Annotated in this window: 26 protein-coding genes; 7 read left to right on the top strand and 19 right to left on the bottom strand. The window is 40.9% G+C overall.

The window, feature by feature from the left end; genetic code table 11:
• Nucleotide 1 precedes the first annotated feature (1 nt).
• From ACTB00_RS15105 to ACTB00_RS15080, 6 genes are all read right to left on the bottom strand, one after another.
• On the bottom strand, nucleotides 2–454 hold the full coding sequence (locus tag ACTB00_RS15105) for a thioredoxin family protein (RefSeq protein ID WP_463300752.1): 453 nt from the start codon (nucleotides 452–454) through the stop codon (nucleotides 2–4).
• A gap of 251 nt (nucleotides 455–705) precedes the next feature.
• Nucleotides 706–969 carry a hypothetical protein gene (locus tag ACTB00_RS15100; RefSeq protein ID WP_463300751.1) on the bottom strand — a complete coding sequence of 88 codons (264 nt, stop codon included), beginning with the start codon at nucleotides 967–969 and terminating at the stop codon, nucleotides 706–708.
• Between the two features lie 21 nt (nucleotides 970–990).
• A complete protein-coding gene (locus tag ACTB00_RS15095; protein WP_463300750.1) occupies nucleotides 991–1,257 on the bottom strand; it encodes a hypothetical protein in 267 nt (88 codons plus the stop codon).
• Nucleotides 1,258–1,266: 9 nt separating this feature from the next.
• Nucleotides 1,267–1,830, bottom strand: coding sequence for a sigma-70 family RNA polymerase sigma factor (locus tag ACTB00_RS15090; RefSeq protein ID WP_463300749.1), 564 nt, complete (start codon nucleotides 1,828–1,830; stop codon nucleotides 1,267–1,269).
• An 83-nt stretch (nucleotides 1,831–1,913) separates the two neighbouring features.
• The gene (locus ACTB00_RS15085; RefSeq protein WP_463300748.1) at nucleotides 1,914–2,078 is read right to left on the bottom strand and encodes a hypothetical protein; all 165 of its coding nucleotides are present in this window, start codon (nucleotides 2,076–2,078) and stop codon (nucleotides 1,914–1,916) included.
• Entirely contained in the window at nucleotides 2,063–2,824 is a 762-nt protein-coding gene (locus tag ACTB00_RS15080) for an acyl-[acyl-carrier-protein] thioesterase (protein WP_463300747.1), read from the bottom strand. The genes ACTB00_RS15085 and ACTB00_RS15080 overlap by 16 nt, the downstream gene beginning before the upstream one ends.
• A gap of 214 nt (nucleotides 2,825–3,038) precedes the next feature.
• On the opposite strand from ACTB00_RS15080, the gene ACTB00_RS15075 reads away from it, so the two are divergent.
• Both ACTB00_RS15075 and ACTB00_RS15070 read left to right on the top strand, forming a co-directional pair.
• Nucleotides 3,039–3,353, top strand: a complete 315-nt coding sequence (locus ACTB00_RS15075) for a hypothetical protein (protein WP_463300746.1) — start codon at nucleotides 3,039–3,041, stop codon at nucleotides 3,351–3,353.
• 109 nt (nucleotides 3,354–3,462) lie between these two features.
• The gene (locus tag ACTB00_RS15070; RefSeq protein WP_463300745.1) at nucleotides 3,463–3,840 is read left to right on the top strand and encodes a hypothetical protein; all 378 of its coding nucleotides are present in this window, start codon (nucleotides 3,463–3,465) and stop codon (nucleotides 3,838–3,840) included.
• A 136-nt stretch (nucleotides 3,841–3,976) separates the two neighbouring features.
• Here the strand turns inward: ACTB00_RS15070 and dnaK are convergent, their stop codons facing one another.
• Nucleotides 3,977–5,905 (bottom strand): molecular chaperone DnaK, encoded by a 1,929-nt coding sequence (gene dnaK, locus ACTB00_RS15065; protein WP_463300744.1) that lies wholly within the window; start codon nucleotides 5,903–5,905, stop codon nucleotides 3,977–3,979.
• Between the two features lie 278 nt (nucleotides 5,906–6,183).
• On the opposite strand from dnaK, the gene panB reads away from it, so the two are divergent.
• Nucleotides 6,184–7,002: a 3-methyl-2-oxobutanoate hydroxymethyltransferase gene (panB, locus tag ACTB00_RS15060; protein ID WP_463300743.1), complete on the top strand. Its 819-nt coding sequence runs from the start codon at nucleotides 6,184–6,186 to the stop codon at nucleotides 7,000–7,002.
• Between the two features lie 70 nt (nucleotides 7,003–7,072).
• The gene (locus ACTB00_RS15055; RefSeq protein WP_463300742.1) at nucleotides 7,073–7,771 is read left to right on the top strand and encodes an RluA family pseudouridine synthase; all 699 of its coding nucleotides are present in this window, start codon (nucleotides 7,073–7,075) and stop codon (nucleotides 7,769–7,771) included.
• A 3-nt stretch (nucleotides 7,772–7,774) separates the two neighbouring features.
• Here the strand turns inward: ACTB00_RS15055 and ACTB00_RS15050 are convergent, their stop codons facing one another.
• Complete coding sequence (locus ACTB00_RS15050; RefSeq protein ID WP_463300741.1) at nucleotides 7,775–8,266, bottom strand: cytidine deaminase; 492 nt, start codon at nucleotides 8,264–8,266, stop codon at nucleotides 7,775–7,777.
• Between the two features lie 93 nt (nucleotides 8,267–8,359).
• Between ACTB00_RS15050 and ACTB00_RS15045 the strand changes: the two genes are divergently transcribed.
• On the top strand, nucleotides 8,360–9,301 hold the full coding sequence (locus ACTB00_RS15045; RefSeq protein ID WP_463300740.1) for a glucosaminidase domain-containing protein: 942 nt from the start codon (nucleotides 8,360–8,362) through the stop codon (nucleotides 9,299–9,301).
• A gap of 49 nt (nucleotides 9,302–9,350) precedes the next feature.
• Here ACTB00_RS15045 and ACTB00_RS15040 read toward each other — a convergent pair whose 3' ends face one another.
• The 8 genes from ACTB00_RS15040 to ACTB00_RS15005 form a co-directional block, all read right to left on the bottom strand.
• Entirely contained in the window at nucleotides 9,351–10,298 is a 948-nt protein-coding gene (locus ACTB00_RS15040; protein WP_463300739.1) for a bifunctional methionine sulfoxide reductase B/A protein, read from the bottom strand.
• A 241-nt stretch (nucleotides 10,299–10,539) separates the two neighbouring features.
• Nucleotides 10,540–12,018, bottom strand: a complete 1,479-nt coding sequence (locus ACTB00_RS15035; RefSeq protein WP_463300738.1) for a sensor histidine kinase — start codon at nucleotides 12,016–12,018, stop codon at nucleotides 10,540–10,542.
• Between the two features lie 16 nt (nucleotides 12,019–12,034).
• Entirely contained in the window at nucleotides 12,035–12,730 is a 696-nt protein-coding gene (locus ACTB00_RS15030) for a response regulator transcription factor (protein WP_463300737.1), read from the bottom strand.
• Nucleotides 12,731–12,922: 192 nt separating this feature from the next.
• Entirely contained in the window at nucleotides 12,923–14,647 is a 1,725-nt protein-coding gene (locus tag ACTB00_RS15025; protein WP_463300736.1) for a hypothetical protein, read from the bottom strand.
• A gap of 2 nt (nucleotides 14,648–14,649) precedes the next feature.
• A complete protein-coding gene (locus ACTB00_RS15020; RefSeq protein WP_463300735.1) occupies nucleotides 14,650–15,816 on the bottom strand; it encodes a DUF4249 domain-containing protein in 1,167 nt (388 codons plus the stop codon).
• The gene (locus ACTB00_RS15015; protein ID WP_463300734.1) at nucleotides 15,803–18,580 is read right to left on the bottom strand and encodes a TonB-dependent receptor plug domain-containing protein; all 2,778 of its coding nucleotides are present in this window, start codon (nucleotides 18,578–18,580) and stop codon (nucleotides 15,803–15,805) included. The genes ACTB00_RS15020 and ACTB00_RS15015 overlap by 14 nt, the downstream gene beginning before the upstream one ends.
• 1 nt (nucleotide 18,581) lies before the next feature.
• On the bottom strand, nucleotides 18,582–19,289 hold the full coding sequence (locus tag ACTB00_RS15010) for a hypothetical protein (RefSeq protein WP_463300733.1): 708 nt from the start codon (nucleotides 19,287–19,289) through the stop codon (nucleotides 18,582–18,584).
• A 299-nt stretch (nucleotides 19,290–19,588) separates the two neighbouring features.
• Complete coding sequence (locus tag ACTB00_RS15005; protein ID WP_463300732.1) at nucleotides 19,589–21,238, bottom strand: AMP-binding protein; 1,650 nt, start codon at nucleotides 21,236–21,238, stop codon at nucleotides 19,589–19,591.
• A gap of 239 nt (nucleotides 21,239–21,477) precedes the next feature.
• Here ACTB00_RS15005 and ACTB00_RS15000 point away from each other — a divergent pair, with 239 nt between their 5' ends.
• Nucleotides 21,478–22,125 (top strand): HD domain-containing protein, encoded by a 648-nt coding sequence (locus ACTB00_RS15000; RefSeq protein WP_463300731.1) that lies wholly within the window; start codon nucleotides 21,478–21,480, stop codon nucleotides 22,123–22,125.
• 18 nt (nucleotides 22,126–22,143) lie between these two features.
• Nucleotides 22,144–22,533, top strand: coding sequence for a VOC family protein (locus tag ACTB00_RS14995; protein WP_463300730.1), 390 nt, complete (start codon nucleotides 22,144–22,146; stop codon nucleotides 22,531–22,533).
• Nucleotides 22,534–22,550: 17 nt separating this feature from the next.
• Here the strand turns inward: ACTB00_RS14995 and ACTB00_RS14990 are convergent, their stop codons facing one another.
• The 3 genes from ACTB00_RS14990 to ACTB00_RS14980 all read right to left on the bottom strand — a co-directional run.
• Nucleotides 22,551–23,135, bottom strand: coding sequence for a DUF3109 family protein (locus tag ACTB00_RS14990; RefSeq protein WP_463300729.1), 585 nt, complete (start codon nucleotides 23,133–23,135; stop codon nucleotides 22,551–22,553).
• Between the two features lie 63 nt (nucleotides 23,136–23,198).
• The gene (gene gpmI, locus ACTB00_RS14985) at nucleotides 23,199–24,731 is read right to left on the bottom strand and encodes a 2,3-bisphosphoglycerate-independent phosphoglycerate mutase (RefSeq protein ID WP_463300728.1); all 1,533 of its coding nucleotides are present in this window, start codon (nucleotides 24,729–24,731) and stop codon (nucleotides 23,199–23,201) included.
• A gap of 206 nt (nucleotides 24,732–24,937) precedes the next feature.
• The coding region (locus tag ACTB00_RS14980; protein WP_463300727.1) for a fructose-bisphosphatase class III at nucleotides 24,938–26,249 on the bottom strand (1,312 nt) is incomplete at its 5' end.

The raw sequence follows: 26,249 nt of genomic DNA, 5'->3' as shown, positions 1-26,249 counted from the left end.
CTTACTTGTTCAGTATTTGTTCCCCGATTTCAATCAACTGTTTTGGGTTTCGGTAACCAGCGGTTTGAGCGATCAGATTGCCCTTGCTGTCCAGAAAAATCAGGCTTGGATAACCTTTGATCCGGTACTTCCGGGCCAGTTCAATGCCTTCGCCTTTTTCACCGTCCACCGTCACATTGATGAAGTTGGCGTTGTAGAATTCGGCCACTTCGGCGTTGGGAAAAGTTTTTGCTTTCAATAGTTTACACGGGGCACACCAACTGGCCGAAATATCCAGAAAAATGGTTTTGCCTTCTTCTTTTGCCCGTTGCAAGGCTTCAGACCAACTTCCCTGGTGGAAAGCGATTCCGGTATCATTTTGGACTTCGGAGTCATTTTGAAATGGATTGGCCTGGATGAGGATCGTTACCAATAATCCCAACAATAAAATAGCTACTGTATTCATCTTCTTCATGATTTCATTTTTTTGTGATTCATGAAAACAGTCGGGCAAGCAGGCAATTCCTGACAAGGGATTGTTCAGAAAAGAATGGTTATACCGTTGGCAGGTATTTGATTGATTTGTATCGAGCCGAAGTTAATACTGGTAACCTTGCATTTCCTTTTCACTGGCTTCAAGCCCCAGTGCCAAGACAATGCGATTTACAAAATTAATTCAGTTTAACCTTCCCGTGGCTTCTTCTGGTGGAATAACCTGGATTCGGCTCATCGTCTGTTTTGGGTTGATGGTTCGTGTACCTGGCTTGCCACAACAGTTTCCGTACAATTGGATTTACTGGCAAGTACGGCCGAATAGAGTGAAACAAAAAAGGGAACAAAAAAAGTAAGTGTGAACTGGAAAGGATTTACATTTTCAATGGAGAAAAGAAATAAATCGGGGTTGTTGATCAGGTTAAGAATAATACCGACCAGCAATGCCACACGCAGTGCCCGTTTCACATCCGATTGTTTTAGTTTGAAAATTTTCATACCAGTAGAAGTCTAAAAATTTTAGTGCTTGTTTCCATTCAGTTTCAGGTTAATTTGCTCTTTTAGCTTATCCATGTTTTCTTCTTGTTCCAGCTTTTCGTGGTACGCCTGAATTCCTTTTTCCAAAAACTCACTTTGTTTTTCATATCGCGTGCAGGCATCGCACATCATTTTATGCGCCTTCAGTTGCATCTTTTCAGTAACTGAAAGTTTAAAATGAAACCGCTTTTCCATTAGTTCCGTGGCTTTCAGACACGAAAGAAATAATCTATTCATTAATTTTTTCATCTGTTTGATTTAAATAAACCATTTTGTCTCTACACAATCCCTGAGTTGAAGTTTCGCCCGGTGGATGATCTGCCAAAAATTAGACGGGGTGATCCCGAGCTCCTGACAAATCTCCTCTCCTTTTTTCTCCATCAGGTATTTCAGTTTTACCGAAGTACTCCATTGGTCGGGCAGGGCATCCAGACAATGCTGAAGGACTTTGCGAAATTCCGGATCATCCAGCACCTGCTCATCCTGCTCATCAATCCATTCTTTGGGCTTACGGGTCTCCTGCCATTCGCCACCAGCTTCAAAGAACATCGAGAACAATTGGTTGTCGAAGCTCGAAGGCTGGTTCACCTTTTTTCGGTAGTGGTCAATAATTTTGTGATTGAGTATGCTGAACAGCCAGGTTTTAGGCGAGCTGTCTCCTTTGAAACTTCCAGCTTTTTCAACGGCAGCCAAAAAGGTGTCTTGCACCAAATCCTGTGCCAGCTCCGTATTGGATACTTTATGCAAAGCCCAGGAATAGAGGTCTTGCGTATAGCAATCAACCCAGAGGGAAAGTTCATTTCTCGTTTTTTCTTTCTTCATGCTGAGGGGAATAATATTCTTTAAAGATATAAAAATACTTCCTCACGCAATTAAATACAAAAGCGGTCCTGCTGGTGTCTACATTAAAGATTAAGGATATCCTCATTGTCTTCAATTTCAGAAAGGAGACAGGGAGAAGAAAAATATAAACGGGTTGGTTCCTTAATTGGTTCTACAACTACTTTCTTAATCTCTTCCTTCTCCATTGGAGATTCATTGGTTTCGGGTTTGTTTATTTCTTTTTCCATTTTCTTTCCTTCCATTTGGTTTTTGCTGTGGCACAGTTAGTATTGTTGCTTTGTGACTTTATCGTGTGAGAAAACGAATTTTCACAAACATCAGTCTTTGAATAAGATAGAATTGTGTCACCATAATGAGCTTCTGCAATAAAGCGCCCGTCGATATAATGTAAATCATAATTGTCGGTAATTTCTTTTGGCATGGACTCAATCATCCATTGCAAGTACCTGATATTATTCACATGCAGATTCGTATCAACATCAAATCGATTTATTTTAAATTCGTTGGCATATTCTCCTGAGTCAATTGCCTGAATTTTCCTTGAAATATCGTGGTCAATAGATTCTTCATGATCGCTACCCCATTTCTCTTTTATGTCATCGAATATCTGAACAGGCCTTTTCCTTTTAATGTCAAAGAATACCCAAAGTCCCTTGGCTCTTCCAATGACGCATCCTTGACCGTCATAGATGATATTTTCTCTGATACCTTTAATTTTGGAGTAGCTTGACAACCATGTTCTGATCGTAATTTTTTCTTTGTACTTAGGATAACGGTCCATTTCCATCACCCCGGAGAGTAGTACCCAGCCAACATTTTGTTTTTCCAGATCATACAAACTATGATCGATTGAGTAACAATGGTCTGCAGCTGCTTCTTCGAGTAGCGTTAAGACGGTCGTTGGAGAAGCTTCTCCGAACTTATTCATTTCAAAATATCTTAGCTGAAATTGTTTTTCAAAATAATTCTGCATCTCTGACCATTTTAATAATCTAACAATAGTGGGACAAAGCTAACGAAAATCTTCTATAAAAAGATATGCGTGTCTTTTTATAGAAATAATTTGTACCTTTACTCTGTCACAAACAGAAAACATAGCAAGTCGTCATAACCATCCAATCACTGGCTTCTAAGGTTAGTCAAAACAAGGCTGTTTTAACAAGGCTGGAAATAACAAAAAGTTCTACATGAGAAAGGAGACAACGATGGAAATAGAATTTAGTCCGATACCCCCTGACTATTACGACATGTTTTTAGAAGAAAAGGAAAAGGAATTCAGCAAAGTATTCTATTTCGGAACTGGAAACGATGTTGAAGAGGCCAAAGGTAAAATTACAGGCTTGGTGAAAACAGATGGATTCAAAAAATATTTGACATTCGATTCAGGCGACAAAGCCCGGGTTGATCGTATTATCACCGTCAATGGGATACCGGGACCTGCCTACGATGAATATGACGCTTACGCGCTGGCTTGTTTGAACTGCAATGTGCAGGCCGATTAATTACATTCCTCACTGATTACGTGACTATAAAAAGAGCACGAAAACCGATTCAGTGAATGCTCGAATTGTCCAAAGGAACTGTTGTCCAATAATCAAGGATCAAGATAAAATGAAAAAAACATACGCGCGTATTTTGGCCGTCCTGCTTTCAGCATTTGCGCTGTTAACGCTTTTTCTGAGTGGTTCAGTCATTTTTGATTTGTTTGATATCAGGGCTAAAGAGGGAAACTATGTACTTCTTGTTGTTTGGGCGAATTTTATCTGTAGTTTGCTTTATTTGGCAGCAGCGTATGGCCTTGTTAAACTGAAAAGATGGTCGTATAAGATCTTAATTGTTGCTGTCGCCGTTTTATTCATCGCCTTTATCGGCCTGCTTATCCATATTAGCCGAGGCGGTTTGTATGAAACCAAAACCATCGGAGCGATGGTCTTCAGAATTAGCGTCACCCTGGTATTTATAATCCCAATGAAAAAGTGCTGTACGTGAGTTTTGGTAATTTGTATTTTACGGAAAACAAGCGCTATGATTTGGCTGACACTATAATCCACAACACACAAAAAACGCAGTAAGTGAGAAACTTACTGCGTTTTATTAATCCTTGGTTATTCTTGATTATCGTGCCCTATTTGACTTCCTCAAAGTCAACATCAGTTACTTCGCCATCTTGGTCATTTCCTGACGACTTACTGCTTCCACCTTGGCCTCCGGCATTCGCTTGAGGTCCTCCTTGTGGCTGGCCTTCGGCTTGCGCCTGTGCATTATACATCTCCTGAGAAGCGGCTTGAAATACTTCGTTTAACTCTGCTGTTGCAGCATCAATAGCAGCCAAATCTTCAGCCTTGTGTGCTTCTTTCAGCTTGTTCAATGCATCTTCAATTGGTTGTTTTTTGTCTGCTGGCAATTTGTCACCCAACTCTTTCAATTGTTTGTCGGTTTGAAAAATCAAACCATCAGCCTGGTTCATTTTATCAACCTTTTCGCGAGCTTGCTTGTCGGCATCTGCATTCGCTTCAGCTTCAGCTTTCATCTTTTGAATTTCATCATCACTCAAACCTGAGGAAGCCTCAATACGGATTGATTGCGATTTGCCGGTAGCTTTGTCTTTTGCGTGAACATGCAAAATACCATTGGCATCAATATCAAATGATACTTCAATTTGAGGTACGCCACGTGGGGATGGTGGTATTCCATCCAGGTGGAATCGTCCGATGGTTTTGTTTCCGTTGGCCATTGGGCGTTCACCTTGCAACACATGAATCTCAACTGAAGGTTGATTGTCTGCCGCAGTTGTGAATGATTCTGATTTTTTGGTAGGAATCGTTGTATTGGCTTCAATCAATTTAGTCATTACACCACCCATGGTTTCAATACCCAATGACAGAGGAGTAACATCAAGCAACAATACATCCTTTACCTCGCCGGTTAGTACACCACCTTGAATGGCAGCACCAACAGCAACAACTTCGTCAGGATTTACTCCTTTTGAGGGTGCTTTGCCAAAGAAAGCTTGTACTTTTTCCTGAATAGCCGGGATACGAGTCGATCCACCAACCAATAAAATTTCATCAATGTCAGAAGCTGACAAACCAGCATTTTTCAACGCTTTTTTACAGGGCTCCATTGTGGCATTAATCAAGCTGTCTGCCAACTGTTCAAATTTTGAACGAGTCAATGTTTTTACCAAGTGTTTTGGTACTCCGTCAACCGGCATAATGTATGGCAAGTTGATTTCAGTTTGTGTTGAACTTGACAATTCAATTTTTGCTTTCTCAGCAGCTTCCTTCAAACGTTGAAGTGCCATTGGGTCTTTGCGCAAGTCAAGACCTTCATCGTTTTTGAATTCATCAGCTAACCAGTCGATCAATACCTGGTCAAAGTCGTCACCACCAAGGTGGGTATCACCATCGGTTGATTTTACTTCAAATACACCGTCACCTAATTCAAGGATTGAAATATCGAATGTACCACCACCAAGGTCGAACACAGCGACTTTCATATCTTTGTCTTGTTTGTCAAGACCATATGCCAACGAGGCCGCTGTAGGTTCGTTAATAATACGGCGTACTTGAAGACCTGCGATTTCTCCGGCTTCTTTAGTTGCCTGACGTTGTGAGTCGCTAAAGTAAGCAGGAACTGTAATAACAGCTTCAGTTACTTCCTGTCCCAGGTAGTCTTCAGCAGTTTTCTTCATTTTTTGAAGAATCATCGCTGAAATTTCCTGAGGTGAATACTTACGATCGTCAATTTGTACACGAGGCGTATTATTGTCTCCTTTTACAACTTTATAAGGAACACGATTAACCTCTTTCGTTACTTTATCAAAAGTTTCTCCCATGAATCGTTTGATTGAAGCAACCGTTTTTGTTGGATTGGTAATTGCCTGACGTTTTGCAGGGTCACCAATTTTACGTTCACCATTCTCAATAAAAGCAACGATTGATGGCGTTGTTCTTTTTCCTTCGCTGTTAGGAATAACAACCGGCTCATTTCCTTCCATTACGGAAACACATGAGTTTGTTGTTCCTAAGTCAATTCCAATTATTTTTCCCATTGTAATTGTATTTAATTTTTATGATTTCAGATTTCTCAATTGTTTTAACGGTCAGCAAAAGATCAATGACTGTGCCAATGAAAAAACAGTTGAATTAGGTGCAATATTGACACGATGTTCTGACTGAATGAAAATCTGCCTGACATATTTGGTGACAAAAAGACATAGAAAAGGGTGCGTCGTCTCGGTAATCGTTATGCTCAATCAGGTTTTTTTAAGAACTCATCGTGTCAATGCATAAATTCTTACTTTTGTAAACGAATTGAATACTCATTGTTATGTCAGTACATAAAAAAGCGATAAAACGTGTAACCACTCACGTCCTTTCTGAAATGAAATTGAAAGGCGAAAAAATATCGATGCTAACCAGCTATGATTACAGTATGGCCAAACTTGTTGATGAAGCAGGTATTGATGTCATCCTTGTAGGTGATTCCGCATCAAATGTGATGTCGGGAAATGAAACGACACTACCAATTACCCTTGATCAGATGATTTATCATGGAACTTCGGTTGTGAAGGCAGCTAATCGCGCATTGGTTGTCGTAGATATGCCATTTGGAACCTATCAGGGAAATAGCAAAGAAGCGTTAAGTTCGGCTATTCGAATCATGAAAGAGACTGCAGCGGATGCTGTTAAACTTGAAGGAGGTAAGGAAGTTATTGAATCAATCGATCGGATCTTGTCAGCGGGGATTCCAGTGATGGGACACCTGGGGTTGATGCCACAATCGATTCATAAATATGGAACTTACACGGTTCGTGCGAAACAAGATGAAGAAGCAGCCAAACTTATTGCTGATGCCCAGTTGCTCGAAGCAGCCGGCTGTTTTGCGATTGTTTTGGAGAAAATTCCAGCTGAGTTGGGTCAAAAGGTCGCCGAGTCGGTCAAAATTCCAATTATCGGAATTGGTGCCGGAAGTGGAGTTGATGGACAGGTTTTAGTAATTCATGATATGCTGGGAATTACGCAGGAATTTTCACCTCGCTTCCTGCGTCGTTATCACAACTTAGCTGCCGAAATAAAAGGTGCAGTTGGTAGTTATATTGAAGATGTAAAAGCTGTCAGCTTTCCAAACGAACGCGAACAGTACTAAACGTAGAGGGCAAAGTCACTGAGGAGAGTGAAACTAATGCTTGTCAAATTCAAAAATTGAAACTAATGCTATGCAAGTAATATACGAAGACAATCATATCATCGCTGTGAATAAAGCTTGTGGTGAAATTGTGCAGGGTGACAAAACTGGTGATGAAACGCTGATTGATCAGGTTAAAGCATACATCAAAGATAAATATAAAAAGCCTGGCGATGTATTTCTAGGATCGCCACACCGATTGGACAGGCCAACAAGTGGAGTGGTTATTTTTGCCCGTACAAGCAAGGCGCTTACTCGCTTAAGTGAAATGTTTAAAGACAAAGAGGCCATTAAAAAAACGTATTGGGCTGTGGTTGACACGCTACCGGAAAATATGGAAGATACACTCGAGCATTATCTTTGGAAAGATGAAGGCAAAAACAAAAGCTATGCTTCACCAACTCCAAAACCTAAAAAGGGAGCTAAACATTGTAAATTGGCCTATACGCATCGGGCGAGCCTTAATCGGTATCATTTATTGGAAGTTGACCTGCAAACCGGTCGTCATCATCAAATACGGGTACAGTTATCAAAAATAGGTAGCCACATTAAAGGAGACTTAAAATACGGTGCGGCCCGGAGCAATCAGGATGGAGGTATTCATTTGCACGCCCGGAAATTAGAGTTCATTCATCCGGTTCAAAAGAAAATGATAAAAATTGTTGCTCAACCGCCGAAAGGAGATGCTATTTGGAGTGAGTTAATTCAAATAAAAGAGTTGAAAGAATAAATCCTAACCGATTGATTTTAACGAATCACCATTAAAGCTTAGCGGTAACAGGCTTTTTGCATTTTCAAGGATTTCAATTCCGTTGGAACTGTCCAGAATAACGCGCATACTTTTACTATACCTGTGTTCGCATTCCACCATAACTTGTCGGCAAGCACCGCAGGGGCTAACGTTTTTGGCTGCGCTTCCATTTTGGTCAATAGCTGTAACCACGATCGTTTCAATCGCTAAGTCGGGATAATTGGCATTGGCCCAGAAAATTGCTGATCGCTCGGCGCAAGTTCCAAGGGGGGAAGACGCATTTTCCTGATTGTTTCCGGTGACGATTGTTTCATCTTCGAGCCGAAGGGCAGCTCCAACCAAATAATTTGAATAGGGTGCATAGGCCAGGGAAGCGGAGGCTCTTGCTTTTAAAATCAATTCCTGATCTTCGGGAGATAATTCACCTAGATTTTCGAATTGTGATATACTAATTTTAATTTCTTTCGTTTTCATATCGAGGCTTTGTCAAATTTACATTTTTTTAGGTAGTTATACCAACGCATAAAAGTCGGCTATTTTTTTATTTTTGTTTAAAATTTGATTTCTATGACCCGAAGGATTGCGCTAAGTATCTTTTTTCTTACTCTCACTTTAATTGGATTTAGTCAGCGGATAAATACCCGCGAAGAATACATTGAAAAATTTGCGCCGCTTGCCGTAAGCGAAATGATACGAACCGGAGTTCCCGCAAGCATCACTTTGGCCCAAGCTTGTTTGGAGTCTGGGGATGGAAACTCAGAGCTTAGTGTAAAAAGCAACAATCATTTCGGGATTAAGTGCAAAAGTAGCTGGAGAGGAAAGCGTGTTTATCACGACGATGACGCCAGAGGAGAATGCTTCCGGAAGTATAGTTCAGTAGAAGCATCTTTTGTCGATCATTCTGATTTTTTGACACTAAATTCGCGCTATGCAGGTCTTTTTACATTAAACCTGACTGATTACAAAGGCTGGGCTCGAGGCTTGAAAAAGGCCGGTTATGCCACGAATCCTCATTATGCCAATCTTTTGATTAAGATTATCGAAGACCATAAGCTTTTTTTGTACGACGAAGGTCTGGACAAGTCTCAAATAGCACGTATTCAACAATCCAATCAACCTGTCGACGGTCGAAATCTGATTAATCCATATCAAGCTCGAAAAGTTGTTTTAAGAAATGACCTACGATCGATTGTTGTGAAAAAGGGCGATACATTTCAGAAAATTGCTCAGGAGTTTGATTTAAAAGAGTGGGAGATTTATGCCTATAACGATTATCAAAAAGGTCAGCAACCCCAGGAAAACGAGATTTTATATGTGGAGCCAAAGCACAGGAAGGCAAAAAAATCCCATAAAACTCATCGTTTTGAGTCGGACGAGACGATGCATTTTATCTCTCAACGCTATGGCATAAAGTTGAAACGCTTATATCGGTTAAATCGATTGAAGCCGGGTGAGCGCCCCGAAGTTGGCTCTTTTGTGTACTTGCGTAAGAAAAAACCTCGTCGCTAGCTGTCTTGTCCGTATTCTGGCGTCATCTTCCCCAAATTTTTTAAAAGCATCACCGTAAAAATCGATTTACCCGCTTGTGGCAATAGGGGGTGCCGCCTTTATTCTCGTAATAATCCTGATGGTATGCTTCGGCTTGCCAGAAAGCAGCTGCCGGTGTTACGCGGGTAGCCACATCGTAGCCCTTCAATTCCAACATTTCAATTAGCTTTTCGGCGATCTGCTTCTGTTGTACTGTGCGAAAAAATACTTCTGACCGATACTGCGAACCCACATCAGGTCCCTGGCGGTTTACCTGCGTAGGGTCGTGAATTTCGAAAAACAGTTTTGCTAAGTTTTCATAATTCGTTTCCGACGGATCGAAAATCACACGAACCACCTCCGCATGGCCGGTACGTCGATAGCTTACATCCTCGTAAGACGGATTATTCTTATTCCCTCCCATGTAGCCAGACTCAACAGACGATACTCCCGGCTCCTGTTCCAGGTAATACTCGACTCCCCAAAAACAGCCTCCTGCAAAATATGCTGTGTCGCTTGTAGCTTTTCTCGAAGTACCTGCCGGAATAAATTCCAAGGAAATGGAATTGACGCAATGCCGGGTATTTTTGTTAGTAAATCCCTCGTTTAAAAAAACATGCCCTAAGTGAGCACCGCAGTTATTGCAGGTGATCTCTGTGCGCATGCCGTCAGGATCAGGTGTTCGTTTCACGGCGCCCTCGATTTCGTCATCAAAACCAGGCCATCCGCAACCTGAATCAAACTTGTCTGATGAGTGATACAACTCGGCACGACATCGTTTGCAAACGTAGGTACCCTCTTCGTAAAACTTATCGTATTTTCCGGTAAACGGACGTTCTGTTCCCTTATGAATAATCACCATTTCTTCTTCAGCTGTTAATGGTCGGTAGTTCGGTGAATCTTGTTTCTGCTTCTGATTTTGGGCGCATCCTGTGAGTGCTATCAGGCTAAACAGCAATAAATACATCATTCGTTTCATAATCGTTTTCCTTTCAAATCTTGTTTTCTTCACTTATTGAACTCTATTTACTATTCAAACATCATTCCGAAAGTAGTATCGGTGTTCGGTCAAAGATCCATAGTAAATATCACCACAGGATCACAAAAAGTTCATTTTTGCATGTGTTTATAATTGTTTATTTTTTGCAACACATGGAACTCGCTTTAAATAATAATGCTTCTGTGTGTGAATATTTTTACATGTTCGTTTCATCAATAAACTAGGTAAGTTTAGCTACCGGAAGTTCAAAAACGAAGGTGGTTCCTTTTCCAAATTGGCTGAATACCTGAATCGTGGAGTTATGCAGTTCAACCATTTTTTTAACAATGGCCAGTCCCAATCCCGTACTTTGATGATCATCATGGGCTTTATAATAACGCTGGAATACATTTTCCAAGTCTTCTTGTTTAATTCCCCGCCCCGAGTCAGCAATACGCACTTCTACTTTTTGTGGGTTCTTCGTATCAATCTCAATATTGATAGTATCGCCTTCATTACAGAATTTCACGGCATTGTCAATCAGGTTTTGCAATACACGGTCAATCATGGAGATGTCAGCTTCAACCAACGGCACATCTTTGGCGATTACCGTATTAATGCTAATCCCCTCCTTTTGCGAGATGATCCGGTACTTGCTGGCAATATCATGCACCAACTCAGCAATAGAGAATGGCTCGGTATGGGGTTTTATTTGCTGTGCCTGCAACTTGGAAAGCTCAAACAAATCTTCAACCATCTTTTTCAACCGGGCACAACTGTTGTAAATCACCTCCAGATATTTCTCCTGTTCTTTGGGTTGAATGGTATCTTTTTTCAGCAGCAAAGTTTCGGCATATCCCTGGATGGAGGCTACCGGTGTTCGCAAATCATGCGATACATTGCTAATCAATTCCCGTCGCAGGTTATCCACCCCTTTCAGCTCCTGGATATTGCGCTCTATGGTATCTGCCATTTCATTAAAAACCAGTCCAATTCGATCCAGTTCCCCATCAGACTTTATATCAATCCGGGTATCCAAATGACCATCTCGAAATTCGTTTATTCCTTTGATGATCGGATTGAGCTTGTTGGTTATCATCCAAATAGCCAGCAGTCCAATCAATGCTGAAATAATCAAAATTGTGATGATTGAACGGATGGACAGTCCTAAAATGTAACTACCTAACAAGGCCTGAGAAGCCGAAACGTATTTCTGACTTGCTAACACAATGTAGATGTAGCCCGTCAGTTGATCATTTTCCATTACGCGGGCTGCTGAAAATATTTTGTGTTCTCCCGGATTGCGAGGATCATCGCCATAAATAATGCTGTGCGCAGGATCGTCCAAAAAGGATTTGACCGGCGCAAGGTTCACTTCTTCGAGTTTAACCACTTTGTCAGGAGCCACATACTGCAAAATTTTTCCTTCGGGATTTAGCAAATAAACCTCTACAATTGGGTTAATCACCATCATGGAGTGCATAATGTCTTTCACCCCATCTTCGCTAATGGTGCCATCTTTAATGAACGGATGAAGCATAGAAATGGTGTTTTCTGCCAGCTCACGGTTTAGCTGCTGGTTTACCTCAATGGAATACTTTCGTGCCGATTCCACCGAAACATACAAAACGATTGCAGTGAAAAAGAATAGCACCAGCAGGAAAATTGCTGAAACCTGTAAATACAGGCGATTGAATATTTTTGGCTTGGCAAATTGCATTTGACTATATTTTTACTCAGGCTTCCCTGAATTTATATCCTACTCCCCATGTGGTTAAAATGTATTCCGGCTTGCTCATGTCCTTTTCAATTTTTGAGCGAAGTCGGTTGATATGAGAGTTTACGGTATGCTCAAAACCTTCAAATTCGTATCCCCAGACTTTATTGAGCAGCTGCATGCGTGTATAGGTTTTCCCAGGATTGGAAGCCAGCAGAACCAATAAGTCAAACTCTTTTGGGGAAAGCTCAATACGCTCTCCGTTTATCTCAACAATACGCATGCCCACGTTAATGTACAATTGTTCGCAACGTATTTCAACCTCATCCTGATCTTCTCCCTGCGGCATGCGTTCTGTTCGTCTTAAAACAGCTTTCACCCGTGCTAATAACTCACGAATTCCGAATGGCTTAGAGATGTAGTCGTCGGCTCCCATTTCCAGTCCTAAAACTTTATCAATCTCCTCCGATTTGGAGGTAATCATTAAAATGGGTGTGTTGTTCTTTTCCATCCGTAGTCGCTTGCAAATTTCGAACCCGTCGAGCTCGGGCAGCCGAATATCTAACAGGATAAACCGGTAGTGGTTATTCATCGCTTTCATTAGTCCGTCTTTGCCATCGAATGCTTTATGCACTTCCATGTTCATGTCGGCTAAGTGAATGGAAATAAGTTCAGAGATATCCTTGTCATCCTCAATGATTAACGCCTTTTCCATAATCTTTTTCTTCTTAGAACAGGCGAAAGGTATGATGAGTTTATCACAGAAGTATCACAAAGTCATAAAATTACCGGGAATTGGCAAATGAATCGTATTCCAGAGCCCTTTTTAGAAAAAGACTTCAGGTCATTCTATGAAAAATCAACGGTTGTAACACCCAATGCATCTGTATAGGGACAAAGGAATGGACTAGTCAATCCGAATTTCTTTTGTAACCAAATTGACTGCTCCGTTTTGATCTACGGCGTGAACGACGATTGTGTAATCTCCTGAATTATCTCCGGTGCTAAACCGAATTTTGGCCGACCCAGTTTCATTAAACTGAACAGCAGGATTCCAATACAAACAATTCCGAAGATCAGGAATATGTTTGCCCGTCAAGTTCTTATCAGCGATTTTGCTACCATTTTCAGAAAGCATGCGGTAGTTGATAAAGCGTCCTGCTGACGGAAGATCGATACCCGCCAGATCTCCTTTTCGCGAGAAGAAACTTACAATGCCTCCATAGGTTACATTTCCCCGAACAAAAGGGGAGAGAATAACTTCAATTCGCTGTATTTTTTCGGGAGGTAGTGCAAGTACCTTTTCCACATCAAAAATAGATACCATATCCATTAAGATAAGCGGATCATAGATCCACATTTCAGGGTTTAAACCGACAATCTTTAATACTTTGTTATTGTCTTTCTTTCTAACCTTCACCTGAGGCACCAATTCACGAAAGTAGTCGGATAAAGAAGGGAGCTTTATATAGTCGTCCATTTTTAGCAAAAAGTCAGGATCGCCATAAAAAGTAGAATCCGACGAAAAAGCCGTTAATTGATTCGAGTCCGCTATTTCCTTGCTTCCTTGCGTGCTATATAAAGCCTGCATCTGACTGTTAAAATTGAGGTTTTGGTATAACTTATTGCTCTCACCTGATAGGTCTACAGGTACATATGGCAATGCAATCCTGGCCGTTGAGAAATCATTGTCTACCAAAATGAGCGGAATTAGCGAATCATTCTCAACTTTTGCAGAAATGAACAACTCATATTCGCCTTTCAAATATGATAAATCAAAGAAGAACCGACCTTCTTGATCTGCAATTACATTTAAATTTTCTGGTTGCTCATTAAAAATAGTCAAGGCAACCAGTGTATAAGGAAGAGGAATTGAGTCATTCGTATCCACTACTTTTCCGGATACGGACACCCCTCTGGTCTCTGGAATGAGTTCAGGAGTGTAGTTAAAGTTTGAACTCCGTTTTATTACAGGCTGCAAATGCCTTGCAGATCCTTTGGGCACAACCGATACAATCATCTTTTCCCGAAATTTCTCCGGATTTTCTGTCCGGACTTCCAGTTCAATTTCTTCTCGTTTGTCGAAAACAGGCCTGTGGGCGGGAATGTGAATATCAATTAACTTACTATTTGCCGGCGTTTCGAAGGTATCCCTCTCCTTGATCACTTCATCATCCGTTGGTTCCAATAGCGTGGAACGAAGCGGGTTAATGATTGTAATCATTTTATAGAAGTAGTTGTGTGGTGAAAAATCGCGCATCCACCGAGTATAGGCACGTAAATAATAATTGCCGGTGAGTGTCCATCGTGGAATAGGAATTACTCCCTGAATATCATCAGGTCTGTAATCGTACTTTTTCTGGGAAATGCTTTCTCCATCGGGTGTTATGATTTCAACATATAAAATATTACTCCATTCGGTATCGCGCAACTCAGCCGATGATAGATCAAAAGTTGAAAACAGGATCTTCTCTCCAACACAGTAAACATCTCTGTCTGTAATCACATGTGGCTTTTCAACCAGTTTATTCAAAAGAGTGCGTGATTGAGCCGAGGCCTCATTTGTACTGATACAAATTACAGCAAAGATCGCTAGCACTAGAAACAGGTATTTCAATTCGATTCTTTTCATGACTACTCCCAATAGGATGGTTTTTCTGTTGTACCTCCATGCATGGTGCAAATAAAACACCCTGAACTAGCATAGCCCCATTCCAATTTCAAGTTTTCATCAGGAACCTGCGCAAAATAAGCCGGAAAATCATCTTCTTCTGGGAGTTCTTCCAGATCTTTTTCAAGCGTCACCGCACAAATTGGCAATTCATAAAAATGCAAGTCTTCAATACCATGTATTTGAACTCGCTTTGACGATACCGAGGACACGCTAAAGTAGCCTAAGGCAGTTTCCAGTGAATCTTTTGCATTAAAAATATTTCCTGGCACACTAACAGGCTGCTTTCCGAACATATCGACCGATTCCTGATTATTTTTTCTTAAATTTTCCCAATAACTCCAAGCTTCTTCAGTTAAAGAATATTGCTTAACCAACAAACTGTATTGATGTTTAAGCCTCTGAGTATGATCATTCACAAAATGTAATGGAAGCATTTCGTAACTATTATCCTTGAGACCCCTAGTCGAAAGTAAAAAAAGCTTTTTTATATCTTCAGTCCTATAGCATGTGTAGAAAGAATAATCTTCACCATAATTATGCCAGCCCTCCTCATCAAGATACCTTGTGATAGGGAAGCTAGAGTGGTACTCCCATGTTTCTTGCAGCTTCCACCGAAAAAAGCGCCCATAGCTATCTCCCGCTTCCAAATCGATATAGAATTGGGCTCCTTCTTCATTAATATTGGGATCGTTTGTTGGTCGGGACTCCAATTCATAATAGACGGATTTGACTGGCGGGCAGGGCAACATTTTCTCAAACCTGCTGACATATTGTTCACCATCAGGCAAATCGATTAACAGCCGAAATTCAGAACCGGTTGTTAAATATTGGTCACCAATGATTGTCCGATAGTCACCATTGCCATTTGATTCGCTAAAATTGAACTGATTCCCTTGCTTATCTTCAACTCTAACAATACAGCCTGACACAGGCTGAAAAACTGGAGTTTCAGGATCAGCCGACCAAGAAATGACAACCTTCTGTTCATTCCCATCATTCGTGATTGTTGCATCCACGACCAGCCTTGGCTCAAAATCATTTCCAGCATCGAGGTAATATCGCTCGACGCATGAGGACATGTAAATTCCAATTAGCACAATAAAAATGAATGTTTTAGTTATTCGCATAATTTCCAAGTTTCCAGTTCCATGAAATTGTAAAAATAGGCACTCCAATGACAGCGTATTGATACCCACTCAGAAGACCATCTTCCGAAGTAAAGAAAACAGAGTTTGCATTGCTTCGGCCAGTCAGGTTATAAATACTTATTTGCCAATAGCTATGCATCAACTTTTTGGATTTCAAATTTCCTTCCAGCTTGATTGAAGCATCCATCCTAAAGTAATCGGGTATTCGGTAGGCATTTCTGTCTGAATAATCAACAAATGGCTGATGTTCGATAAAATAAACACCTTTGGGCAATGTAATTGGTCGTCCCGTGTTGTAAACGGTATTCAGCGAGAATGAGATGCGCCGTAATAACTTGTAGTTTAATACCAAGTTTGCGACATGGGGCTTGTCAAAATTAGACGGATAGGTCTTTCCTTGATTGATATCCTGAAAACTATTTGGGCCATCCACCGTAATTAATGATCTTGAATAGGTATATGAGGCCCACCCATTGAGTCTCCCTGTTGGTTTACTCAGCATAAACTCTGCTCCATAAGCTTCCTGGGCACCCTGTAGAATAGTTGTTTCAACATACGGAGTGGATAAAAAATCAACTCCATCCTTGTATTCAACGACATCTTTCGCCCGTTTGTAATATACCTCCCCGCTAAACGACAAGCCTGTCCTTGGAAAATCGTGAAAATATCCCGCTGAATATTGAAATGAGCTTGGTGGACTAATATGTGAATCAGCCATCTTCCACTGATCATTAGGAGCGAGGGAAACCGTATTGCTGAGCATAAACAAGTACTGGGTCATTTGTGTAATGGATAGTTTCATCGAGTTATTCCTCGTAAACTTGAAATCGAGGGCCGCTCTCAATTCTGGATTATGGTAGTTTACGATATGCTCATTTTTTTCAAAAGTGTTGATTTGATCGACATTAAAATCGTTCAGTTCTGTTCCCTGAAAATACTGTCTAACAGTTTTAGGACCGAGTTCAGAAAACATGCTGTACCTGAGCCCCAAATATAAACTTAGTCGTGGTCCGATGGTAATGTTATCGTCAATGAAGAAGGCGGTTTCTAACCCTTTCTCGTTCCCCAGATCTACAGCTAACTTCAATGACTCATTTCCAAATGGCTTTACCTGTCCCCTGTCTAATTCGTACAATATTAGATTAGCACCAGCTTCCAGCTGATGATTTTCATGAGGAATCCAATTAACCTTCGCTTTAATCTCATAGTGATTGAGTGAATAAGCATGTGTATATGATTCGGTTGCCAATCGTTTTTCCGTCGTTGAGAAATTATAGTTTGAAGCAACTACTGCAAGTGTCGATTTTAAGGCAGGCGAAAATCGGTGTGCATAGTTAAACGATCCACCCTGATTCCCGTACTGGTAGTCGGTATGAGCATTTAAATCAAATTGATCGTGGCTGTTATAAGCAAATATAGAAATTTGATTATTGTCGTTCAGTTGAAAATCCAGCGCTCCGGCAAAATCATAAAAAGACGCTCGACTATTTCTTAAGTCAGGATCATCCAATCGCTCTAGCAGCCAGTCTGAGTAGGTTGAACGGCCACTCAGCATCATCGAAATCTTGTCCTCTACAATCGGCATTTCAATTTCAGCATTAGCGGAAATCGGACTTATACCTCCTTGTGTGAAAAACTTCTTTTTGTTTCCTTTTCTGCTTTTAACATCGAAAACGGAAGACAAGCGCCCTCCGAATTCAGCAGGTACCTGACCTTTATAAATCGAGAAATTCTCAATGATTCCAGAATTAATCGACGAGAAAAATCCAAAAAGATGAGAGCTGTTATAAATAGGAATATCATTGATGTAAAACATATTTTGATCAGCACCTCCTCCTCGCACATTTACTCCAGCTGATCCTTCGCCCACACTAACAATTCCGGGCAACAACTGAGCTATTTTTAAAATGTCTTTCTCACCCATGAGCGTTGGTAGTTCTTTCATTGTTTTTACTGAAACACTCTCCATTCCAAGTTTGGATCCTCGGGTTTCTTCTTCTTCTCCTGCTACAATAATCTCTTCTATCGTCTGCGACTGTGGTTCCATACTTAAGCTGAAGTCTCCTTTCGAACGAACATCCAAATTCCCCTTCACCTGTTTCATCCCGATATTTTGAAAGACGACCGGATAAACTCCCGGCTTCAATACCAACTTCAGGAAACCGTCACCTTCCGTAGCAGCACCTTTTTTTAGTTTAGGAATATACATCGTTGCTCCAACCAAGGATTCTCCTGACTCCATATCAGTCAGATGTCCCCGAACAACTACCGGTTTTCCATTTTTCGCTTTCTCCTTGCTTCCTACCACAATCGTTTCAATCATATCCGGATGGCGTCCTTGTAAATACTTCTCCTCAATTTCGGTTGTTGGATTCTGTTGGGCGGATAGGTGCTCATTTTCCAAGCTTTCATATTCAGGTATTGGCGCGAGGTAGTCTTTTTCAGGCAACAGAAAAACACTTCCCGGAGTCCTGTAGGTAAAGCCCAATTTGGTGTTACCTAGCAAATGCTTCATCAGTACATCGATTGGCAGTTCCTGAGCCTTAATTGAAACAATAAGATCATCGACCCATTCGTCCTTAAAAAAGAAATGAACATCATTGTCCTTTTCAATTTCCCTGACCAGGTCGATGAAGGGAATACGGTTATAATCACTTTTAATTTGAATTTGTTCTAGTTGTTGAGCTAACAAATTTAAAGGGAACAAAAATAAAATCAGGATTAGTTTGGCTGGTTGCTTCATGTTAATATTCAATACGTTCGACAAAGGCAGTCAATTGTTTTAGCTCTTCGTCTGAGAGGTCTCTAAAATTGATCCCATTGGATTTAATATATTTCCTGATTGCTCGTTTTTCCTGTTTGGAAAAGATCTGCAAAAAAGTCCTTTTCTTTTGAAATGGATATACTTTGTTTCCGTAAATCAGGTAATGTTCTTTTAACTCTTCCGAAAATTCATTTCCAACAACTTCGCCCAAAGTACGAAAATGTAATTCCTTTTTTATCGCGGAATAGCAAGCAATCTGTCCCTCGTAAATAACTTTCAAAAAAGGTTGATTCAATTCAGGATGGGATACATTTTTAACAAATAAGAAACTATTGCCCCGTACGGAATCAATGGTTTCTGTATTTAAGATAATTTGATGGGGGAGCTCATTATAATCTTTATAGTATAAAATGAACGCTTGTTTGTATAGATTGTATTTGAGTTGTTTATTACGATAAGCAACTCCTTCTATAACAATATCTGCCGTAAATCGATCCTGGTTGCGCCAAAAGGGATGCCCTTGAATTGGGTGAATTTCACTTGAATATTTCTTCCCACTGTAAAGTGCCATATCCAGACCATACATCTGGTCGAATGCTGCATGCAGCGAATCAACTTGCTCAGACTGCGCAAGAATAGTGAAAGTCATGCTAGCTAGCAGCAAAAAAGAACTAATTTTTTTTCGCATAGGAATGCATTAATTTTCATTTTTTGTATGAAAAAATACAACTGATTATTTTTATCGACTCCGAGTTTCAGATTCCCCCCAGAACACTAAAGCTTCAGTTAAGCCGAAAACCCCCTTTTAATGGTCGCCATAAAATACGGCGCAGCATTTAAAATGTATTAGAATATATCCTCTTTAAGTAAGCCTGCTAAACTACATAATATATCCCCAAGAACAAAAAAATAGTTCAAACAAAAATTCCCGATATTTTTTACAACATCGGGAATTTTTGGGAATCTTGTTCGGCAAATGCTTTTTCGCTAGTCATACAAGAAACGTTTAATTTTTAGAGTAGGTGTTTTCTCAAAAGGAACAGGCTGCAACACAACCTGCTGAACCCGGGAGAACTTATTCACTTCTTCATTCACTTTTTGTTGAATCTCATTTAATATGTCATCAACCCGTGAGTTCATTTTGCTAACAGCTTCATCTCGCAACGACTTCATATTCCGAACTCGCTGTTCAATTTCTTCCATGTTTAAATGAACCATGGCCACCAACCGGCCTTTTTGCTCAACAACAAGCGACTCGAGAACATACTCCATCCGGTTTATGACCGATTCTATTTCTTCCGGATAAATATTTTCCCCGCTGGCACCAACAATCATATTTTTGATACGCCCTTTGATGTATAAAAATCCGGAACGATCAAACTTTCCTAAATCACCGGTACGGAACCAGCCATCATCCGAAAATACATCCTTGGTTAGATCAGGCTGTTTGTAATAACCTTTCATCACATTAGCTCCTCTTGCCTGAACTTCGCCTTCGCCGGTTACAGGGTCTGCATTTGCTATTCGCAATTCCACGCCTTCAAGTGGCACTCCGGTTGACAAATAGCGAACATTTTCGCCCACAGCGCCAGCCAACAATGGCGATGTTTCGGTTAAGCCATAGCCAATCGCCAATGGGAATTTTGCATCCATCAAAAAGCGTTCAACTTGATTATCGAGCTTTGCGCCGCCAATACCAAAAAACTTTAATTCGCCACCAAACGTATCCAACAACTTTTTACCCGCTATGCGGCTCAATATTTTTTGGAAAGGACGAATTTTATATAGATTTCGTGTGATTGATTTACTATTTATTTGAGGTAATATTTTGCCCTTATAAATCTTCTCAATGATCAGCGGCACCACCAACATAACAGTGGGTTTCACTTCGGACAGCGCTGGCATTAAAACAGAGGCTGTCGGGGGTTTCTTCATGTAAAAAACCGATGCCCCATATGTCAATGGAAAAATCAGTCCCAATGTGTTTTCGAAAGTATGTGAAAGCGGAAGAACGGATAAAAACCGGTCGTTAGAATCGATATGTTGAAATGTGATACTTTGCTTAGCTGTCCATACTATATTTCGATGGGTCAGCATGACTCCTTTTGAGGTTCCGGTTGTTCCGGACGTGTATATGATCGAAAGTAAATCTTCCTCTTCAACCGGCTCATAATGAAACTGCTGGTCTTGCTCAATTTTAGCATTCGGGTAATCCTCAGCGTGTTGTTCTTTCAGTGTTTCAATATGGATGATCTTTAGCATTGGATACTCCTCGGTATTCAATTTATTGATCAGGTTTTCAGAAACGAAAACGACCTCCACATCAGCATGTTGCAGGATATTGCTTACTTCTTTTGTATGAAAATCGGGCAGGATAGGAACGACAACGCCGCCAACAGCTGCAATAGCCAGATAAGCCACCCCCCAGTTAGGCATATTTGTACTTAGAACAGCAACTTTTGTTCCCTTTTCAACGCCAAGTTCCCTCAAATAAATTCCTAATTTCTCGACCTCATCCTGAAGTTGACGATACGTTTTCTTTTCGTCTCCCACAAACGAGAGTGAGTTGTGATCAGCATATTCCTTAAAACTGGCCTGCAACATGGCAGGCATCGTTAATTTTCTTTCTTCTTCCATTTTAAAATATTCGCAATCAACTTCCTCTATAACAACCAGAACAATAATAAAGATTAGCAAAACTAATCAATTCTGAAATACGTTTTCAAATTTTAACATGTTTTAGCACCTGAGAAACCAGTCCATCTTATTTATTAAGTCTATTTTTTTTATCAAAAAGATCTAATCCTATTTTACGGGGATCATCCGAGTCAATTAAGGTAGTAATTCGATAGATATTATATAGCTTTGGTTCGCCTATGGAGACGGAAAATGTAATACAGGAAACAGCCCGATACATTCGACAGCAATTTGAACATGATGCCAGTGGACATGACTGGTGGCACATTTATCGGGTATGGCAGTTATCGAAGTCGATTTCGGAGCGTGAGGGAGGTGATTTGTTTATTATTGAGATCGCTGCACTTCTGCATGATTTGGATGACTGGAAACTCTCGGTAGAAAATGGAACAAAAGCACCGGATTGGATGAGGCGGATTGGAATTGATCCTGACGCCAGCGATCAGATTCAGACTATTATCGGGGAAGTTTCGTTTAAAGGAGCAGGAGTTGAGACAAAGCCGAATAGCCTGGAAGCAAAAATCGTTCAGGATGCCGATCGGCTGGATGCTATGGGAGCAATTGGTATTGCGCGTACCTTTGCATACGGTGGTCATAAAAACCGATTGATCTATGATCCGGCGATAGAGCCAGAAATGCATCATTCGTTTTCGGACTATAAAAAGTCGGCCGCTCCTACGATAAACCATTTTTACGAAAAATTGTTGCTGTTGAAAGATCGGATGAATACCGATACAGGGAGAAAATTAGCTCTTCAGCGCCATCAATTTATGGAGGAATATTTGAGGCGTTTTTTCTTAGAATGGAATCTAAAAATCAATTCATAACACCTAAAATACAACCTAATGAGAATTTCACATTTGGCTATTTGGACATATAATCTTGAGGGAATGCGAAATTTTTACATTCACTATTTTGATGCGAGTTCCAGTGAAGCCTATTACAATCATTCACGCGATTTTAAATCCTATTTAATCAGGTTTGATGGGGATTGCTCAATCGAGCTGATGCAAATGCCTGGAATCCCAAAAACGAAGAACGATACCCGAAAGCAATATACAGGTCTGGTACATTTCGCTATTCAGACCGGATCGAAACAAAAGGTAGATAATCTAACTGAGCATTTGCGAAAAGATGGTTTCTCTGTTGTTGGAGAAGCACGCACTACCGGAGACGGGTTTTATGAATCTATTATTCTTGACCCTGATGGGAATCGTGTTGAAATTGTCGCTTAAACAAAAGCTTTTCTTTTTTATTCCGAGATTTGCTTCCAGGGCTTTTCCTTGGCAGCATATTCCAACTGCTCGTACCATTTTTCTCCATATTTTCGGATTAATGGTTCTTTCAGAAATTGATAAAGAGGCAATTTCTGCCCGATGCCGCACACGCGTCCCGGCTTGCAGATTTTTAATTCCTGATAATTAACAGCATCAAAGCGTTTGTATTCAGTAATTCTTATCGGAAACAAATGACAGGAAACCGGTTTCCGGAAATCAATTTTCCCATCAAAAAAAGCTTTTTCAATGGCGCACTTAACAATGCCACGTTCGTCTTTAAACGTGTAAGCACACTCCCGATTATTTACCAGCGGAGTAACCGTATCTCCGTCGGAATCAACCATGCTGGATCCCTGATGAGCAATCACTGCCTTCCCCTCCGGAGTCATATATTCCTCAATGATTGGATAGATCTTCTCCAGCTTCACAGCTTCCTCGTTTGTCAGTGGTGCTCCCGAATCTCCTTCAACACAACATGCACCTTTGCACTTCGCCAAATCGCAAAGAAAGTGCTCTTCCAGCACATCAAAACTCACTATCGCTTTACCAATCTCCAACATATCGCATAAAATAAAAGAAAGCCCTCCCGCATCATACGAGAGGGCTCAAAGATATCTAAAAAACTATCGTTTTATCAAAACTTTACCGGTCATTTCCGAAGGAATTTCCAAGCCCATTTCGGAAAGTAAGGTTGGCGCAACATCAGCTAAAATGCCACTTTCAATGGTCAGGTTTTTATCATCGCTCACATAAATACATGGAACCGGATTCAGCGAGTGTGCGGTATTGGCCGATCCATCAGGATTCACGGCATTGTCAGCATTCCCATGGTCAGCAATAATCAGTACGTTATAGTTGTTGGCACGTGCAGCTTCAACAACTTCTTTAGCACAAGCATCAACGGCGGCAACTGCTTTACTGATTGCTTCGTAGTCGCCGGTGTGTCCTACCATATCGCCATTGGCAAAGTTCAGGCAAACAAAGTCTACCTCGCCTTTTTGCAATTCAGGAACAATAGCGTCCTTAATTTTTGGAGCCGACATTTCGGGTTGAAGATCATAGGTTGCAACTTTTGGTGAAGGAATCAGAATTCTGCTTTCACCATCAAACTCGTCTTCGCGACCGCCGCTAAAGAAGAACGTTACGTGTGCATATTTTTCTGTTTCAGCAATTCGGATTTGCTTTAACCCGGCATTCGAAACAATTTCACCCATCGTGTTGGTGGGGTTTGCTTTTTCAAAAATAACATTCACGTTTTTAAAATCAGCTTTGTAAGTCGTCATGGTGTACCACTCCAGATTCATGGTGTGCATACCATATTCAGGCAAATCTTCCTGGGTGAACGCAATCGTTGTTTGACGCAAACGGTCGGTGCGGAAGTTGTAGCAGATCACCACATCACCTTCTTCAATCACCCCAACTGGGCTTCCATCTTCTTTTACCATGCAAATTGGCTTGATAAATTCATCAGTCACACCTGCATCGTATGATGCCTGGATTGAAGCTAACAAATCGGTTGACTTTTCACCTTCACCTTTGGTATATAAATCGTAAGCCAGTTTTAAGCGATCGTAGTTTTTATCACGATCCATGCCGTAGTAACGACCAATGATTGAAGCGAATTTAGCGTTGGTTCCTTTTAAGCCCTCCAGGGCAGTTTCCAGAAAACCATAACCTGAGCGCGGGTCGGTGTCGCGACCGTCAGTCAGACCGTGCACAAACACATCTTTCAATCCCATATCGGTTGCCATTTGGCTAAGTGCGATCATGTGTGTGCTCAGGGCATGAACTCCTCCGGGGCCAACCAGGCCAATAAGGTGCACTTTTTTATTGTTGTCTTTGGCGTAATTATATGCTTTGAGCAATTGTGGGTTTTCCCACATCGATTTATCCTTGATAGCCTTCGTTATTTTTACCATATCCTGGTACAAAACGCGTCCGGCACCAATATTTAAATGGCCAACTTCAGAGTTTCCCATCTGTCCCTCGGGTAAACCAACGTTTTCGCCGGAAGTAAGCAATTGTGAATTTGGATATTCTTTTTGCAATGAGTCGATAAATGGAGTTGGAGTCGTTGCCACAACATCATTTTTTGATCCGTCGCCGATTCCCCAGCCATCCAGAATCATCAGTAAAGTCTTTTGTATGTCAGCCATAATTTATAATCGTTTTAAATAGTTTACTTAATGCGGCACAAAAATATCCTTTTTTGAGGTGGATCGGAAATTAACGGCAATCACTTTAGAAGAATTAACAAATATTAAATAAGTCTGTTAGCTGTGCACAGCTATCAGACTTATTATTTTGTTTTTGAGATTGACCGGAGCCAAAAACTTATCCCGCAGCGTATTCGAACAAATTCTTACGCACTTTTTACCTTTACCATACCTTTTTGGTATGCTTCCAACAATCGATTTAAATCTGCAATTTGGCTTTTGATATGAACCCCGTCGTCTGTATCGCCTACCATGATACGATCAGTTGATCGCTCAATCATACTTCGGATTGAAACAATATCGTGTTCCTCCTGAATGGCATTTCGTCTGGATTCGAACGGAGCATGTTCGGCAAGAATTAAGCTATACGAATCATAGATCAGGGTGTACCCGGCAATTCCGGTTACTTTTTGATAGGGTTTCGACATTCCGCCATCAATAACAAAAAGCCTTCCTTCTGCTTTTACCGGGCTTTCTCCTTTGCCAACTTTTACAGGCACATGCCCGTTGATGATATGCGATTTTTCAGGGTCGAGTCCAAACTCTTCTAAAATTCGGACACAGGTTTCTTTATCGTCGCGTAACTTGTAGTATTTATTGCTCTCTTCATATTGGGCTTCTTTGTCATTCAGGAAATAGCGTTCGAACGTGGCCATTTTCTTTTTACCAAACAATGGTGAATCAGCCCCGCACCACAAGTACCACATATAATCCCGGTCTTTGTTCCTTTTTTCGGGGCGCTCACGATTATAATATGCCCGTCGCGAAACTAAATCAAATTGCTCGCACAATGCTTTCCCTTTGTATTTTTTATCGTGAAGGGTTACTTCCTTGAAATCGCCATTAGCATCGAGTGGAATACACCCGTGGTACAATAAATTTGAGTTGTAAGTCAGAAATGTGCTCCCCTTCGAAAACAGTGTTTTTACATGTCGTTGCAAACGTTCGCAATTTAAAAACGAAAAGCGAAGTTTTTCGGCCAGCTCCTTTTCTTCCGCAGATAATTCATATGGATTGTTGGGATCAATGGTCGGGAAATTCGTATCGGTTAGCTTTAACTCACGCCCATCAATAGTAATGGTGCCTTTTTCGTAATCAATTTTATTCAGCAAGAGACGGTCCTCCATATGCATTTCCGGACATCGTTGCACAATTTCGCCAATAAGCTTCTCCTCAATAATCATAACGGCCTTGTGCATTTTGCTGATAAGCTTGACATGGGTCGATCCGATGTTTTCAGGAGGTGTATTAACGGGAATGAATGCTTCGCAGGGATCTCCCTCATAGACCCTCATTGCAAAGGTGGCCAATGGCAACAGATTAATACCATAGGAATCTTCCAGCGTATCCAGGTTGTCGTACCGGGCACTCACCCGGATTACCCCGGCAATACTCGCCCGAATACCAGAGGCTGCTGCCATCCAAAAAATATCATGATTACCCCACTGAATATCGACC

The sequence above is a fragment of the Sunxiuqinia sp. genome, from assembly GCF_055140945.1.
This window is presented reverse-complemented; position numbering and strand designations above follow the sequence as displayed.